The sequence below is a fragment of the Streptomyces sp. AA1529 genome (assembly GCF_000280905.1).
Taxonomy (GTDB): Bacteria; Actinomycetota; Actinomycetes; order Streptomycetales; family Streptomycetaceae; genus Streptomyces.
In genome coordinates this window covers 51,091-66,662 of record NZ_ALAP01000018.1, presented here as the reverse complement: position 1 = coordinate 66,662, position 15,572 = coordinate 51,091, and the positions used below count along the sequence as shown (strand labels likewise).

At 73.6% G+C, this 15,572-nt stretch carries 10 protein-coding genes; 4 read left to right on the top strand and 6 right to left on the bottom strand.

Annotation, left to right across the window (positions count from 1 at the left end; genetic code table 11):
- Positions 1–244: 244 nt before the first annotated feature.
- Positions 245–1,639, bottom strand: a complete 1,395-nt coding sequence (locus tag A949_RS0104670; protein WP_237735747.1) for a hypothetical protein — start codon at positions 1,637–1,639, stop codon at positions 245–247.
- An 822-nt stretch (positions 1,640–2,461) separates the two neighbouring features.
- Positions 2,462–2,695, bottom strand: a complete 234-nt coding sequence (locus A949_RS38850; RefSeq protein ID WP_237735750.1) for a class II aldolase/adducin family protein — start codon at positions 2,693–2,695, stop codon at positions 2,462–2,464.
- 327 nt (positions 2,696–3,022) lie between these two features.
- Between A949_RS38850 and A949_RS0104660 the strand changes: the two genes are divergently transcribed.
- Complete coding sequence (locus A949_RS0104660) at positions 3,023–3,724, top strand: hypothetical protein (protein WP_019354848.1); 702 nt, start codon at positions 3,023–3,025, stop codon at positions 3,722–3,724.
- Between the two features lie 200 nt (positions 3,725–3,924).
- Here the strand turns inward: A949_RS0104660 and A949_RS0104655 are convergent, their stop codons facing one another.
- Entirely contained in the window at positions 3,925–5,043 is a 1,119-nt protein-coding gene (locus A949_RS0104655; protein ID WP_019354847.1) for a C40 family peptidase, read from the bottom strand.
- A 399-nt stretch (positions 5,044–5,442) separates the two neighbouring features.
- Between A949_RS0104655 and A949_RS0104650 the strand changes: the two genes are divergently transcribed.
- A complete protein-coding gene (locus A949_RS0104650) occupies positions 5,443–5,796 on the top strand; it encodes a hypothetical protein (RefSeq protein WP_019354846.1) in 354 nt (117 codons plus the stop codon).
- Between the two features lie 230 nt (positions 5,797–6,026).
- Positions 6,027–8,606: an ATP-dependent DNA helicase gene (locus tag A949_RS0104645; RefSeq protein ID WP_019354845.1), complete on the top strand. Its 2,580-nt coding sequence runs from the start codon at positions 6,027–6,029 to the stop codon at positions 8,604–8,606.
- 116 nt (positions 8,607–8,722) lie between these two features.
- Here A949_RS0104645 and A949_RS35875 read toward each other — a convergent pair whose 3' ends face one another.
- Positions 8,723–10,567 (bottom strand): peptidoglycan DD-metalloendopeptidase family protein, encoded by a 1,845-nt coding sequence (locus A949_RS35875; RefSeq protein ID WP_019354844.1) that lies wholly within the window; start codon positions 10,565–10,567, stop codon positions 8,723–8,725.
- A 643-nt stretch (positions 10,568–11,210) separates the two neighbouring features.
- Here A949_RS35875 and A949_RS0104635 point away from each other — a divergent pair.
- Positions 11,211–11,621, top strand: a complete 411-nt coding sequence (locus tag A949_RS0104635; RefSeq protein WP_019354843.1) for a cobalamin B12-binding domain-containing protein — start codon at positions 11,211–11,213, stop codon at positions 11,619–11,621.
- A gap of 270 nt (positions 11,622–11,891) precedes the next feature.
- On the opposite strand, the gene A949_RS0104630 is transcribed toward A949_RS0104635, so the two are convergent.
- Together A949_RS0104630 and A949_RS0104625 are read right to left on the bottom strand one after the other, a co-directional pair.
- Positions 11,892–13,673 carry a DUF5691 domain-containing protein gene (locus A949_RS0104630; RefSeq protein ID WP_019354842.1) on the bottom strand — a complete coding sequence of 594 codons (1,782 nt, stop codon included), beginning with the start codon at positions 13,671–13,673 and terminating at the stop codon, positions 11,892–11,894.
- A 223-nt stretch (positions 13,674–13,896) separates the two neighbouring features.
- Complete coding sequence (locus A949_RS0104625; protein WP_026004342.1) at positions 13,897–15,354, bottom strand: SWIM zinc finger family protein; 1,458 nt, start codon at positions 15,352–15,354, stop codon at positions 13,897–13,899.
- Positions 15,355–15,572: the final 218 nt, after the last annotated feature.

The following is a 15,572-nucleotide window of genomic DNA, read 5'->3' as shown; positions in this document are numbered from 1 at the left end:
GCCGCTGACGGCCCTGGGGCCCTCGTCCGCCCGGCCACCTGCCGGACCCGGCCCACGGCCACCTGTCGGCCCACGGCCACCCGTTGGCCCCTGGCCACCCGCCGGCCCCGTCACAGACATGCGTCGCTCCCGCCTCTCGCAGCCGTGTTCGCGTGCGGAGGCGATTCTTCACCCACGGCCTACCCGGCTGGCAAGTGCCCCGCGACCCCTCCGGGAGACCCGCCGTGCGGCGCCGCAGGAACGGTCACTCGACCACGTCGATCGGATAGCGGTTGGTCTCCGCGCCCGCCGCCGTGACCACCTGGACCTCCACCCGGCCCGGTTCGACCTCGGCCGGAACGGGGACGTTCAGCACGGTGTCCGCCGGGCCCGCGAAACCCCCGGGCACCGGGATCAGCGGAGCGTGCACGTGGACGGTGCCGATCCGGACCACCACCCGGGCCAGCCGGTCCGGTGCGGTCGCACCCGGCGGGACGAAGCCCGCCCCCCTGATCTCGATGTCGTCGCCGGTGCGGATGGGCGAGTGCAGGTCCCCCATCTCCCGGGCCCGCACCACCGAGAGCACCACCGGGCGGCCGCCCTCCGCGTACTTCCCGGCCAGATACGTCGCAGCCGAGACGACGACCAGCAGCGCCAGCCCCCAGGGCAGGTCGGGCAGCCGGTCGGGCTGGCGGGACAGCCGGACCGCGGCGAAGACCACCGCGACCCCGTTGATGAGCACGTACTGCACGTCCGAGAACGCGCCCCGGCCCGCGTCGTCGGTCAGCAGATCGGCGGCGTGCGGCCGGTCGGCACGCACCTTCTGCAGCCGCCTGCCCTGCACCCGAACCGTCACCGTGCGGCGCACCACGACCGCGACCGCGCAGGTGAGCGCCAGTACGGTGACCACCCCGGCGCCGCGGGAGAGATCCAGCCCGGTCAGCAGCGCCCGGCGATCCCCCGGGGTGGGGGCCGCCGCCAGCTCGACAGCCAGCACCAGCACGGCGAAGACGGCCAGCAGCACCCACCCGGCGGCCACCGTCCGGGAGGTGGACAGCCGGTTGTCCTCACCGATGACCGGCGCCAGCACCCCGCCCCGCGAACGGTGCAGCCAGGCGGCGACGGACAGCCCCACCGCCGAGACACCGGCCGCCACCAGCCCCGCGGTGCGGCCCGTGGACCAGCCGCCCGCCAGCGCGGTCAGCAGCTGCACCAGCAGCAGCAACCCGGCGGCGGCCCAGACGGTGCCCACGGTGCGCCGCCACAGCCGCGCCACCCACGCCTCGCCCTCCTCGCGGCTCCGGTCGGCGAGCGCCCGCGCCGCTCCGGTCAGCTCGTCGGACACCCACTGGCGGGAAGCCCCCGCCGAGTGCGCCAGCCCGACCGGGACACCCAGGCCCGCCGCCAGTTCGTCCCGGCGCCGCACGAAGGCGGCCACCGCCTTGCGGTAGCTCTGGCGGGCGCTGTGCGGACAGTCGTCGCACTGGCAGGTCGACCGGCCGCCGTTCTCGCCGCCACCGCTGCTGCTTCCGGTGCCGACGCTGCCGCCGGTTCCACCGCTGTCGCCGTCGGAGGGACGGGAGGGGGCGAACGGTGGGGTCGAGGGGCGCGGCGGAGGCGGGGGAGCCGAAGGAGCTGCTGCGGTTGATGCGGGTGACATGGGCGATGTGGGTGACGGGGGTGACGGGGGTGACGCGGGCGAGGTGCGCGAGGGGGTCGGCATCGGTGGAACCCTTGCGGTCGTTCCCTCCGGGGCGCGCGGGGTGCGCGGGGCGCGGTGGGAGGGGGGCGTTGCGGAGCGTGCGCCGGGCACGCGGCCGGCGCCGGGGGCAGGAGCGGAGGCCTCTCGCGCCGCGCCGGTGGTCCCGGTCGTTCCTGCGGTTCCGGCCGCTGCTGTGGTCCCGGCCGGTTTTGCGGCTCCGGTCGTTCCTGTGGCCCCGGCCGGTTTGGCGGTGCCGGTCGTTTCTGTGGCCCCGGCCTGTTTGGCGGTGCCGGCCGGTTTGGCCTTCCCTGTGGACCCGGCCTTCCCGGCTGTTCCTGTGGCAGCGGATGCTCCCGGTGCGGCGCCCGCCGCGGGAGCGGTACTCGCGGCGGAGCCGGTGGCGCCCGAGGTGGAGCCGGTATCGGAGGGCCGGCCCGTGCCGCCGGCGGCACTCGTGTCCGGTGTCCCGACGTCGTGCCCGTCGTCGTCGCCCGGGCCCTCCGGGCCGTCCTGCGCCGTGTCCACGGCCACTGTGCAACCCCGCCTCTCAACTTCCGTGGGTTGGAAGGGGATTGTGCCTTACATGAGCCGATGTCAGCTCAGCAGGTCCGGTTCGTCCCGGGTGATCCTCGCATGGAGAGGTTGATGGTCGTGCCATGCGGCAGGCTCGCTCCCGGGCTGTTCGCGGGCCGCCACGGCGTTCCGGTGCTCGACGGGCACCGGTTTTCCCGCTGCCTTCGCGGCGAGTTGTATCCCGCAGGCGCGCTCCAGCTGGAGGAGTCACCAGGCCGCCGCGTCCGCCGGGTCCCCGACCGCCGACAAGCCGTGATTGCGCAGGATGACGGCCTTGTGCGGGCCCGGGGCCGCGGCGATCCGTGCGCCGTCCCCGTCGACCACGGCCACGCCGGTCCACCGGGCCAGGAGCGCGTGATCCTCGTGGAAGGCGCACGCTTCCCGGGCGAGTGGGCCGAGTGGTTCCCGGAGCGCCGCGGACGCTCGCCCCGTACGCCGTATGACTGTGCGCGACGGTCACCACAACGGGTCGCGGGCCCTGCACCTGAGAGTGAACCGCGAACGCCGCCTGATTGACGTCGCGGCGTCTCTCCCGCACCGCCCGGGCGCGAGCGCGCCGCAGAGGGCCTCGACGGTGTCGCGCGGGCGTGTCCGTCCTCGCGGCGATGCGGAAACCCGTCCCGTCCCGTCCCGTCGCTCGACGGCGCTTCGGTCACGTGGGATGGCATCCCCCGGCGACCGGTCCCGCGAGCAGGCAGTCCCGTACCTATCCCCCAATGCGGCAACTTGCCTACGATGGAGGGACTTTGCGGAAGGGGGCGACGGGAGTTGTTCCTGTTCACCTTGATCGTGCTCGCCACCCTCTGCATCGTCCTGCGCGAACTGTTCGTGGTGGTGCGCGACAGGCGGCACAGGGGACGGCTCCCTCCGCCGTCCATCACCCCGGCGCAGGCCGCGACGTACCAGAACCAGGTCTTCCGGGAGATCTGCCGAAGATCCACCGGGCCCGGCTGGCGGGGCATCCGCATGGCGGACTACTTCGCGGACCAGGGATGGAATCGCGCCGATGCCATGCTCATTCTCGCGGAACCACTCAAGCACCGGCTGATCAAGACATACGGGTGGAAGTCCGGCACCTACGGCCCGACGCAGGCGGGATGGGACGAGTACCGGAAGAACTTCATGTGGGCAGGAGGAAGCGAAGCGGTGCATATCTCGGCCCATTCCGGTGGCTTCGTCGTGGCGAACGTCGGCAGTCCGCACGCTGTGGCTCAAGGCGGCCACGGCAACACCGCCGGCGTGCACGACGTCTCACACCGGCAGCTGATCGACGCGCTGAGAGCGGACGCCCGCAGCGCGGATCCCGAGGAAGCCGTGCGGGCACAGGAGTACGCCGACGATCTGGCGGAGGCGGTCCAGGCGGAGAATCCCCAGCGGACGGATCGGGTTCTCGCCCGGATCAACGCCCTCCTCAGTTCCGCGCGTTCGGCCTTCGCGCTGACCAGCGACCTGCTGCCACCCGGTAGCTGAACGCGGATCGGGAGCGCTGTGTCGGCCGGTGTCGGCCGGTGTTGGCCGGTATCGATCGGTATCGAACGTGTCGGATGCGCCGACCGGTTTCGGCTGCACGGACGCCATGGGGTCGGTGATCCTGCGCGGAACCGGCCCCCAGGGCTGCTTCCCGGCGGCCGGGAAGCAGGTGGGGCGGGAGCACGGGTTTGCCGGGGCGGTCACGCGGGGCGCACCGCTCCGGCGTACGGCATCTGATCGATCGGAGCCACGCGCACCGCCGTACCGGGCCGGGGGGCGTGGATCATGCGGCCGCCGCCGACATACAGCCCGACGTGGCTGACGCTGTCGTAGAAGAACACCAGGTCACCGGGGGTGAGCTCGCCCCGCGGCACCCGCCTGCCGGCGTGGATCTGGCTGTATGTGGTGCGCGGCAGCGAGACGCCGGCGGCCCGCCAGGCGGCCTGCGTCAGACCGGAGCAGTCGTATCCGGACGGGCCCGTGCCGCCCCACACATACGGTTTGCCCAGCGCGCCGCGGGCGAACGCGACCGCCCGCGCGGCGCGGCCGACCGGTGCGGGACCGGGCGTCTCCTCCGGCGCCGGATGGACCGCCGGGCCGCCGCCGCGGGCCGCATCCCCCTGCCGGGACGGCCGGTGCGGCCGGGTGCGGGCCGTGCGGTTCCTCTCCTCGAGCACGGCTGCGCGCTGCTCGGCGGTGAGCTCGTCGAGCAGCCGCTGCGCCTGCTGGAGCTTGGTGCGGACCGTGCGCTTGTGGCGGCGGGTGCGCTCGGCCGCCTCCGCCAGCTCCGCGGAGACGCCCGCCGCCTCCTCCCGCACCTGGGCGAGCTGCCGCCTGCGGTGCGCGGCGCGCCGCACGGCCGCCGCCTGCCGGTCCCCGGCGCGCTCGGTGGCCGCGGCGCGCTCCAGATAGTCCTCGGGGGCGGCGGTGAGCACGAGGCGCAGGGCGGGATCGACGCCACTGCCGTCGCGGTACTGCGCCGCCGCGTAGGAGCCGAGCGCCCGTCGGGAAGTGTTCAGCTTCCGCTGTCGGCGGGCCGCCTCGTCCCCCAGCTCCTCCAGCCTGGTCCGCGCGTTCCGCGCCTTCTCCTGGGCGCCGTTGTACGCCTCGGTCGCCCGCTCGGCCTCCCGGTGCAGCCGGTCGACCTTCGCCTTGACGCGGGCCGTGCCCGGCTGCGGGGTCCGCGGCTGCGCCGAGGCGGGCCCCTGGAGGGAGGCGGCTCCCGCGGCGCCCGCGAGGACGAGGGTGAGAGCGGTGCGGACCGCGGGCACGGTGAACGCGGCGAAGGGGCGGGGGGTGGGCTTGCGGTGCGAGGCCATGGCGGCCGTCACTTCCTCACTGGTGCTGACGGATCCTGCGGGCGCGGCTGCGCACGTCCGCGGTGCGGTGCGGCGGTGCCGGACGCGTTCCCGCGGGCGGTGCCGGGCGCATCGCACCTGTTCCTCCCGCGGGGGTGGCCGCGCCGATTGCTGTCGCTGGGGTGGCCGCGCCGACCGGCGGGGCGCGGCCACGTGACGAGGACGCTATGCGGAAGGGAACCGAAGTGGCACGGGGATGACCGCAAGTGAGCCGTTTCGCCCACTTGCTGTCCGGACCGTGTCCCCTGTCGGCTTGAAGCCGGGGGCCTGTGCGCGGTCCTGACCGGCCGGGGGCGAGTGCCTGCGAGCAAGCCGGGGGCATGCTAAAGGCCCCGAAAACACCCGGATACGCTCGCGGCCATGGACGTACTGATCAATATCTTCGTCGGCCTGCACATCATCGGCATAGCCGCGCTCCTGGGCGGCTTCCTCGCCCAGCTGAAGGCGATCGGCAGCGGCGAGGCCCGGATCAGCCCCAGCATGCTGCACGGGGCGCTGACCATGCTGATCACCGGCGTGGCGCTGGTCGGGCTCCACCAGGCCGACGGCGGCACGGTGAACAACGTCAAGATCGGTCTCAAGCTGGCGCTGCTCGTGGTGATCCTCGGCGTCACCTACGTCAAGCGCGACGAGGAGCGGCTGAGCGCCCCGCTCTTCGGCTCGGTCGGGCTGCTGACGACGGCGAACATCTTCATCGCCGTGCTCTGGGTCTGAGCACGCACTCACCGGCGGGTGCGGCGGGTGCGGCGGGTCTGGCGGGTCCGGAGGGTGCGGCGGGTGCGGCGGCCCGGTGGTCCGGCGGCATGAAGGCTGTCTGCGGCGCCGCATCGGCCGTACGGAGCGGGTCGAGCAAAATACACAAAAAGGGCAGTGGAGGGTGTGGGTGACCCTGGTTCTCCACAGGGCTCCGGAGTGTCGGCGCGGCGGCCTAGACTCGGACGACGATGAGCAGCCTTTTCGACGACAGCTTCCTGGCGGACCTCGACGGCGCGGCACCCGAGGCGGGCGCGGCGCCGCCGCCCGACCCCGAGGAGGACGCGGGCCCGGCCCCCGCCGAGGAGATCCCGGACGATCTCTTCGCGGGCACCTTCGCGGGCGGCGCCCGCGGAGCCGCCCCGCGTGACGCCCACCACCGCGACGGCGCCCCCCGGACGGTCATCGACCCCGCCGCGCTGCTGGAGGGGATGAACGAGCAGCAGCGGGATGCGGTGCTGCACGCGGGCTCCCCGCTGCTCATCGTCGCCGGAGCGGGTTCGGGCAAGACGCGGGTGCTCACCCACCGCATCGCCCACCTGCTGGGTGCCCGCAACGTGCACCCCGGGCAGATCCTCGCCATCACCTTCACCAACAAGGCGGCCGGCGAGATGAAGGAGCGCGTCGCCGAGCTGGTGGGGCCGCGTGCGCAGTCCATGTGGGTCTCCACCTTCCACAGCGCGTGCGTGCGCATCCTGCGCCGCGAGAGCAAGAAGCTGGGCTTCACCTCCTCGTTCTCGATCTACGACGCGGCCGACTCCAAGCGCCTGATGGCCCTGGTCTGCCGCGACCTGGATCTGGACCCCAAGCGCTTCCCGCCCAAGGCGTTCAGCGCCAAGGTCTCCAACCTCAAGAACGAGCTGGTCGACGAGGAGGACTTCGCGGGCCGGGCCGCCGACGGATTCGAGAAGACCCTCGCCGAGGCGTACACGATGTACCAGGCGCGGCTGCGCGAGGCCAACGCGCTGGACTTCGACGACCTGATCATGACCACGGTCCATCTGCTCCAGGCCTTCCCCGACGTGGCCGAGCACTACCGGCGCCGCTTCCGGCACGTCCTGGTCGACGAGTACCAGGACACCAACCACGCCCAGTACCAGCTGGTGCGCGAGCTGGTCGGCCCGGCCGAGGAGCAGGCCGAGCTGTGCGTCGTGGGCGACGCCGACCAGTCCATCTACGCCTTCCGCGGGGCCACCATCCGCAACATCCTCCAGTTCGAGGAGGACTACCCGGACGCGACCACGATCCTGCTGGAGCAGAACTACCGCTCCACCCAGACGATCCTCAGCGCCGCCAACGCCGTCATCGAGCGGAACGCGGACCGCCGCCCCAAGAACCTCTGGACCCGGGCGGGCTCCGGCCCGCGCATCACCGGCTACGTCGCCGACACCGAACACGACGAGGCCCAGTTCGTCGCCGAGGAGATCGACCGGCTCAGCGACGGGGAGGCCGACGGCCCCGGAACGGCGGGGAGCTCCGGCACCGACAGCACCGACAGCGGGGGCCGCACCGACAGCGGCGACGACGGCGCGGCCCGGGTCCGCCCCGGCGACATCGCCGTCTTCTACCGCACCAACGCCCAGTCCCGCGTCTTCGAAGAAGTCTTCATCCGGGTGGGCCTGCCCTACAAGGTCGTCGGCGGAGTCCGCTTCTACGAGCGCCGCGAGGTCCGCGACATACTGGCGTATCTGCGGGTGCTGGCCAACCCGGAGGACGCGGTGCCGCTGCGCCGCATCCTCAACGTGCCCAAGCGGGGCATCGGCGACCGCGCCGAGGCCATGATCGAGGCGCTGGCGCTGCGCGAGAAGATCACGTTCCCGCAGGCGCTCGCCCGGGTCGAGGAGGCGTACGGCATGGCCGCGCGCTCCCTCAACGCCGTCAAACGGTTCAACACGCTGATGGAGGAGCTGCGCACCATCGTGGAGTCCGGCGCCGGTCCGGCCACGGTGCTGGAGGCGGTGCTGGAGCAGACGGGTTACCTCGTGGAGCTCCAGGCCTCCACCGACCCGCAGGACGAGACCCGCATCGAGAACCTCCAGGAACTCGCCGCCGTCGCGCTGGAGTTCGAGCAGGAGCGGGGTGAGGACGAGTCGCCGGGCACCCTCGCCGACTTCCTGGAGCGGGTCGCCCTGGTCGCCGACTCCGACCAGATCCCGGAGGAGGGCGACGACGACGGCGTCGTGACGCTCATGACCCTCCACACGGCCAAGGGCCTCGAGTTCCCCGTGGTCTTCCTGACCGGCATGGAGGACGGCGTCTTCCCGCACATGCGGGCACTCGGCCAGGCCAAGGAACTGGAGGAGGAGCGCCGGCTCGCCTACGTCGGCATCACCCGCGCCCAGGAACGGCTGTACCTCACCCGCGCCGGAATGCGCAGCGCATGGGGCCAGCCCTCCTACAACCCGCCCTCCCGCTTCCTGGAGGAGATCCCCGCCGAGTACCTCGACTGGAAGCGCACCGGCAGCGGGGGCGGCGGCCTGGGCGTCGGCGGGACGGGTGCGGCGACGGGCGCCGGGATCGGGGTGACCCTCTCCTCCACCAGGGGAGCCGCCGCACGGCGAGGCGGTCCCTCGGGGTTCGCGACCCGGCGGGCCGGCGACCGTCCGGTGGTCTCCCTCCAGATCGGCGACCGCGTCACCCACGACAGCTTCGGGCTGGGCACGGTGCAGTCGGTCAAGGGCAGCGGGGACAACGCCGAGGCCACGATCGACTTCGGCGGCGAGAAGCCCAAACGGCTGCTGCTGCGCTACGCGCCGGTGGAGAAGCTGTAGGGCGAGGGCCCCGACGCGTCGCGCCCGGACCGCACGGTCCGGGCGCCGCCGGGTCGCGTCCGGGGGTCACGCCCCGGAGGCCGGGGTTGGTTCTCAGCTGATCCGGGGTCCGGTGCTCAGCTGATGCTGAGGCCCTTGCTCTGCAGCCACGGGATCGGGTCCACCGCGGAACCGCCACCGGGACGGACCTCGAAGTGCAGATGCGGACCCGTGGAGTTGCCGGAGTTGCCGGAGTAGGCGATCACATCGCCCGCCTTGACCGAGCCGGAGCGGAGCTTGTTGCTGCTCAGATGGCAGTACCAGGTCTGGGTGCCGTCCTTCGCGGTCACGATGGCCATGTTCCCGTACGCCACACTGTGCTTCGTGGAGACGGTGCCGTCGGTCGCGGCCATCACGGGCGTGCCGTAGCTGACGGGGAAGTCGATCCCGGTGTGGATCGACATCCAGTTGACGCCTGCCTGGCCGTAGCGCGCGCTGAGCGTGTGGTTCTTGACGGGAATGACGAACTTGGGGCGCATTGCCTCCTTGCGGGCCGCCTCCTTCGCCTTGCGCTCCTTCTCCGCTTCCTGGCGCTCCTTGAGGTCGATGCGCTCCTGGGTGCGGCTGGCGCGGTCGGCGAAGTCGTCGGCGTCGGCGGAGAGCCCCTGGAGCTGGGTGTCCAGCTTGCTGTTGACGTTCGAGGGCTTCACGGGAGAGGCGTCCGGCGCCGCGACAGTGGTGCTGTCCTTGTCCTTGCCGTCGTCGCCCATCACACTCGCCGCCGCCGCGCCCGCGACCCCCATGACGGCGACGGACGGAACCGCCACGGTCATCAGCGCCCGGCGCCGGGGCTTGGGGGAGCGTCGCCGCCCGCGCCCGTGCGAGCCACCACCGCCGCTGGGCACGGCAGGCGCGTCGAGGTGCCCGTCCCGGACCTCCTCCGACTCCGACTCCGACGCCACGAAAAAGTCGGGCTCGGGGGAGTCGAACCCGTGCTCATGCGGCGGCTCGTGGCCGAAGGCATCGGCCTGCTCGTGCTCGTCCGCTCCGTGCTCGTCCTGGGCCAGCACGGAGAAGTTCCACTGCGCTGTGGCTTCCTGCTCCTGCTCGGGGTGGTGTCCGGAGGCGGCATAGCCGGGGTCGAAGCCGAACTGCGCGGTCCCGTCCGCGTAACCGGTCTCCGCACCACCGAAAGCCGCGTGGTCCCCGTAGCCGCCCTGAGGGTGGTAGCCGTCCTGCGCGGGGTGGCCGCCGGGGAAGCCGTAGCCCCCCTGGTCGTCCTGCGGCAGATCGTAGCCGCTGAACGCGGCGTGCGCGTCGTAGGCCGGAGGCGCGTCGTACGCGGCGTGCTCGAAACCGCCGTATGCGGCGCCCCCGTACGCGGCACCCTCGTACCCGGGCCGGCCGTCGTAGCCGGGACCGTGGTCGTATCCGGGCTGGCCGTCCTGGCCGAACGCCGTGCCGTGGCCGTCGGTCGTCCAGTCACCGGGTTGCGCGGCTGCGGCCTCCCAGCCGCCGGTGCCCCAGGACGTCGTGTCCCAGTTGCCCGTCTCCTGCGTACCGAAGGTCCACTGGCCGGTGCCGTCGCCCGGGACGGGGTGGCCCTGGCCGTAACCGGGGGCGGCCGAGGCGTTCACGGAACCGTCCGGGCCCGCCATCGGGTCGGGTTGATAACTCCCGGTGCCCCAGGCGGTGGTGGCGTCCCAGGAGCCGGTGGCGGCGTTGCCGCCGTCGCTGCCCGGGAGGGCGCCGAAGAGCGGATCGTCGCCGTAGGAGGGGTACGCCCCGCCCGCCGGGTAGGAGTCACCGGGAGGTGCGTAGGCACCGGCGGAGTACGCGTCGTGCGGACCGGCCTGGTAGCTCTCCTGGGGATAGGCGCCGTACGCGGACTGTCCGTGGTCCACGCCGTAGGTGCCGTACGAGAAGCCGGAACCGGGGTCGTCGTCGGGATTCGGGACTCCCGACGGATGACGGTCGTTCACCACCAACTTCTCTTTCGCCTAGGCGACAGGGGCGGAGCAATGCGGGCGACTGTACCCGGGGGTATGCGACGGCCACAATCTTCGGCAGGTTTTGGCGACGCAGGAAAAGGGCAATCGGCCGTCTTTCGGCGGACTACGGACCGGCCGCGGCAGCTGAGTTCGAAATTCGTTCGAAAGAGTGAGCCGCTCGGACGGACCAGTCCGTCGTCCCGGTGCCCGATCTGACGATCATCGCCACCGGCGCGCCCCCCGCTTCCAACTCACCCCGGAACCGGGCGGACAGGTCGCAAACCACCGGCAGCGCCACATGACCGACACCATCGTCGTCGCCCTCGAGCGCCCTGGACCGGACAACCGCACCGGTCGCTTCCGGCTGTCGGTCGGGGGACCGGGGTCCTCCTCGGAGGAGATCGGTAAGGCTGTGGCTGTGGCTGTGGCTGTGGCCGGGGTCGGGGTCGGGGTCGGGGCCGCGGTCAGGGCACGGGTCGAGGGGTGGTCCGGGCCGCGGGACTTCCGGGGGTCGTGTGTGATTTCCCCCTCCCTTGCGAGCGCGGAGCGGGACGGGTGCGGGATGCTGGAGATAACGTGCGTTCACACCCCGGGGCCCGTTCCGGCCTGGAGGTCGTCCTTGAGGGAGGCAGTGATGGATGTGACGGGTCCGATCCGCGTGGTGGTCGCCAAGCCGGGGCTCGACGGCCATGACCGCGGTGCCAAGGTCATCGCACGGGCCCTGCGCGACGCCGGTATGGAGGTCATCTACACCGGACTGCACCAGACACCGGAGCAGGTCGTGGACACCGCCATCCAGGAGGACGCGAACGCCATCGGCCTCTCCATCCTCTCCGGCGCGCACAACACGCTCTTCGCCCGCGTACTGGAGCTGCTGCGCGAGCGGGACGCCACCGACATCAAGGTGTTCGGCGGCGGCATCATCCCCGAGGACGACATCCCGCTGCTCAAGGAGCAGGGCGTCGCCGAGATCTTCACCCCGGGCGCCACCACCACCGAGGTCGTCGACTGGATCCGCACCCACGTGGGCCCGGTCGCGGCCTGAGACCACGGTCGGTCTCCGGCCTCCGGTCTCCGTTCACCCAGCCGCCCCGAGGGACGGCCCGCCCGCGGCCCGGCGGCCGACCCTTCGGCGCTTCTCCGCGCCCTCCTCGGCACAGCGCCTTCTTCGGCACCTCTCCGTGCCGCGCCCGAAGCCGCCCGCCGCTGGACCGCAGGGTCCCCCGGACCGTCCGGTCCTGGGACCGCCGGGAGCCGGGAGCCGGGAGCCGCGGTCGGGGATCCCGCGGCCCGGCGGACCGCCGCGCGCCGTCCGTCAGCCGGTCGGTCCGGACGCTTCCGGCTCTCTGTACGGCTCCCCGCTCGGCTCGCTGTCCGGCATCTCGACGTCCGGCACCTCGTTCCGGAGCTCCGCGAGCATCACGGCGCGCAACCGCAGGGTGGCCAGGAGCCGCTGGAACGACTCCGCCCAGTACGCGCCCGCACCCGGGGACTCACCTTCCTTCTCGTCGGGCACCGCGGCGAGCGGCGCCAGTCGCTCGGTGTCCGACGGGTCCAGACAGCGCTCGGCCAGCCCCATCACCCCGCTGAAGCTCCACGGATAGCTGCCCGCGTCCCGGGCGATCTCCAGCGCGTCCACCACCGCCCGTCCCAGCGGCAGCGGCCACGGCACCCCGCACATCCCCAGTACCCGGAACGCTTCCGACAGCCCGTGCGCCGCCACGAACCGCGCGGCCCACACACCTCGCTCCTCCTCGGGCAGCACCGACAGCAGCTTGGCCGGGTCGCCGGGCCCTTCGGCGAACGGCTCGGTCGGCTCACCGATGAGCGCACGGGCCCACAGGGCGTTCCGCTGCCGTACGGCGGCACCGCACCAGGCCGCGTGCAGATCGTCCCGCCACCCGTCGGCGACCGGCAGCGCGACGATCTCCGCCGGGGTCGCCCCGCCCAACTGCTCGCCCCACATCTCCAGCGGGGCCGACTCCACCAGCTGGCACAGCCACCAGGCCCGTTCGCCCCGGCCCGACGGTGGCTTGGGCGCGATCCCGTCGCGCTGCATGTCCGCATCGCACGTGCTCGGTGCCGTCACCGCGATGACGTCGCCGCCGGTCGGGTCCGGGGCCACGCAGCCGCGGGCACGGTCCGCCATCCGGGCGGCGAGGGCCGAGCCGGGCAGTGCCGCCAACAGCTCGGCCGCCGTCGCCCGCACGGTGCGGCTGCGGTCGGCCAGCGCACGCTCCAGAAAAGGCTCGTCGGAGGAGTGCAGGCCCTCGCGCAGCGAGTCCAGGAACATCAGCCGGTCCTCGGCGCGCTCGGTCTGCCAGGTGGAGGCGAGCAGTGCCGTCGCGGCGTCCGGATCGCGTCGGCGCACCGTCGTGAGCAGCGCGACCCGCTCGGCGAACAGGCCCTCCTGCCAGACCCTCTCGGTCTCGTCCGGTCCGCCGTCCGGCGCCCGGCGGCGGACGCCGTCGCGCAGCGCGAACTTCCAGTCCGCGTTGTACCGGGCCAGCCACAGCGCCCGCGGGCCGGCGAACGCCAGCGTCTCGGCGCGCAGGTCGGTACGGGCTCGTGCCGCGTCCAACAGGGCGGGCAGCAGGGCGGTCGGCGCCCGGTAGCCATGGGCGTTCGCCTCCGTCAGCCACTGCGGCAACAGCTCGCCCAGATCCGGACCCGCGCCGCGCCGCCCGGACGCCGACGTGCCGCCCGGTGCCCGGTCCGCGAGCAGCGCCGCCAGCCGCCGCGCGGCCGCGCCGGGCAGCGGCGGCCGCTCGTCGGCCGGTGCGGGCGCGGGCCGCTGCCCGGGGACCGCGGGACGGACACCCGCCCGACGGCGGACCGTCCCGGTGGCCGCGGCGTCCAGCAGAGCCGTCACGCTCCCGCCGGGCGGCCGCCGCCGCTCGGCCCCCAGCAGCGCCGCGGCCACCAACTCCCCCCAGTCCTCCCATTCCTCCTGGTTCCCCCGTTCCTCCTGGCCTGCCCGGTCCTCCCCGTGCCCCGGGTCCTCCCCGTGCCCGAGAGCCTCCTGCTTCCCGCCGGTGCCGTCATTCGACGGCTGCGCCTCGCCGAGGTGCCGTCCCGTCTCCGTGCCGACCGTCATGTTCGCCCCTCCCGTCACGCCTGCCATTCGCGGCGCCTTCCACCCGTCCGCCTGCCCGTTCGCCGCCCACCCCGGTCGGGGTCCTCCGCTCCCCTCCGGCTCCGCCGTCCTGCTCCGCTCCCACCCGGTGCCCCGTTCCCCCGCCCGACCGGGCGGGCCCTGCTTCTCCCCGACCGGGCCCACGGCCCCCCGGCGCCGTCCCGGCCGATGCCTGCCCCTTCCCTCACAGCGGGACGGCCCGGCCCTCGTGCCAGGCCGTGTGCGGGGCGAAGCCGCGGTGGCCGCACTCACCGAAGACGGTGACCGGACCCTCCGAGGAGAGCGCCAGCAGTCTCCACAGGGCTGCCGCACCGGTGCCCGGCGCCACCGGCAGTGCGGACTCCTCGTCCGCCGCCGCCAGTTGCCAACCGGCCGCACCCCGACCGGCCCGGCCGCCGCGGCCCGCCCCCGCCGTGTCGGCGTCGGAGGGCGGTACGGGCAGCACACGCTCCAGCACACACGGCCGGCTCTCCGCCCACGGATCCTCCTGGAGCATCCGCGCATAGCCCTCCAGCGCCTCCCGGACGCCCGCGCCGGAGGGTGGGAAGCCCGGCAGCAGTGCGCCATGCCGCCGGCCGAGAGCGGCCCGCAGCGAACCGGAGCCCGGGTAGTAGGCCAGCTCCGCGTCCAACGCCGCGCCCACCGGCAGCGCCAGCTCCGGAGCGCGACCGCCCGCGCCGTAGGACAGCAGCAGGGCGTGCCGTCCCGCCGCCCGGCCGTACAGCCATACGCGGCGGACCGTCAGGCGCCCCTCGTCGGTGTCCCGCTGGGCCAGGACCAGCCACTCGTCCCGGACCAGCGCCTGCTGCTCCGCCAGCAGGTCCGCCGCCTCCAGAGTCAGCCCCACTCGGGTGCGGACGGTGTCGGCCAGCGGCGCGGGCAGCTCCGCAGCCCGCCGCCAGCCGCCGACCAGCAGGTGGAGCAGCGCGCACTCGGCCAGCAGCCGACCGGGCCACCCCTCGCCGGAGCCGGGTATCGCACCCAGCTCGCGTATCCGGGCCGCCAGGCCCGGGGCCTGGGCGTCGACCATGCGGGCCGCCATCTCCTCCCATGGCGCGTACCCCCGCTGCTCCGCGCCCGCCAGCCCGCCGCGCAGCAGATCCGCCAGTCGCTGCTCCAGCTCCTGGGTGCCGGCCGTGATCCGCTCGGCGCGCTGCGCCGCACGGCGTTGCGCGGCCTCGGCCCGTGCCGCGTCGTCCGTGCCGTGCCCGGCGTCTGCCGAGGCCTGTTCGGCCTCCGGCCCGTCCGGTGCGCCGGCCGGACCGGGGCCGGCCTTCCGCTCCGCACGCCGCCTGCGGTCGCCGAGCCAGCCGTCGGCCCACTCCGGCGGCACGCCCCCCTCCACGACCGTCGTCTCGCCGCCTGCCCACAGCAGGAGCAGGCCGAGCGCGTGCTTGCAGGGGAACTTCCTGCTGGGGCAGGAGCACCGGTATCCGGGCCCCTGGCCGCCGTCGAGATCCACCACCGTCTGGTACGGCTTGCTTCCGCTGCCCCTGCACTGCCCCCAGACCGCGCCGTCGGCCCATCCGGCCTCCGACCACGGCCCGGGTGCCGAGAGTTTGTTCCCCGCGCGACGTGACGCATCGTCAGGCGCCAGCGCCATTACCTGCTCCGCCGTCCAGCGGACCGCCTGTCCACCCATGCCGAAGACGGTAGGCGGCGCCACTGACAACACCCCGTCGACCGGGCGGAAGTGCAGGTCAGAGCGATTGTCAGTGCCTGGGTGCAGAGTGGTTCACGGATCGGCCGAGGCGCTGCGGCGCGGGGGTTCCCTTCCTTGGCCATCCCCTTGTCTTTTTCCAGAACCGGTCTGCTCCGAGGGGGAATTGTGACCGAGAGCCATGTCGCGGATCCGGCTGC

Bases quoted from the DNA above. Each gene is read 5' to 3' on its own strand.
- A949_RS0104670 (WP_237735747.1), bottom strand. From the start codon at position 1,639: ATGTCACCCGCATCAACCGCAGCAGCTCCTTCGGCTCCCCCGCCTCCG.
- A949_RS0104655 (WP_019354847.1), bottom strand. From the start codon at position 5,043: ATGGCCTCGCACCGCAAGCCCACCCCCCGCCCCTTCGCCGCGTTCACC.
- A949_RS0104650 (WP_019354846.1), top strand. From the start codon at position 5,443: ATGGACGTACTGATCAATATCTTCGTCGGCCTGCACATCATCGGCATA.
- A949_RS0104645 (WP_019354845.1), top strand. From the start codon at position 6,027: ATGAGCAGCCTTTTCGACGACAGCTTCCTGGCGGACCTCGACGGCGCG.
- A949_RS0104635 (WP_019354843.1), top strand. From the start codon at position 11,211: ATGGATGTGACGGGTCCGATCCGCGTGGTGGTCGCCAAGCCGGGGCTC.
- A949_RS0104630 (WP_019354842.1), bottom strand. From the start codon at position 13,673: ATGACGGTCGGCACGGAGACGGGACGGCACCTCGGCGAGGCGCAGCCG.
- A949_RS0104625 (WP_026004342.1), bottom strand. From the start codon at position 15,354: ATGGGTGGACAGGCGGTCCGCTGGACGGCGGAGCAGGTAATGGCGCTG.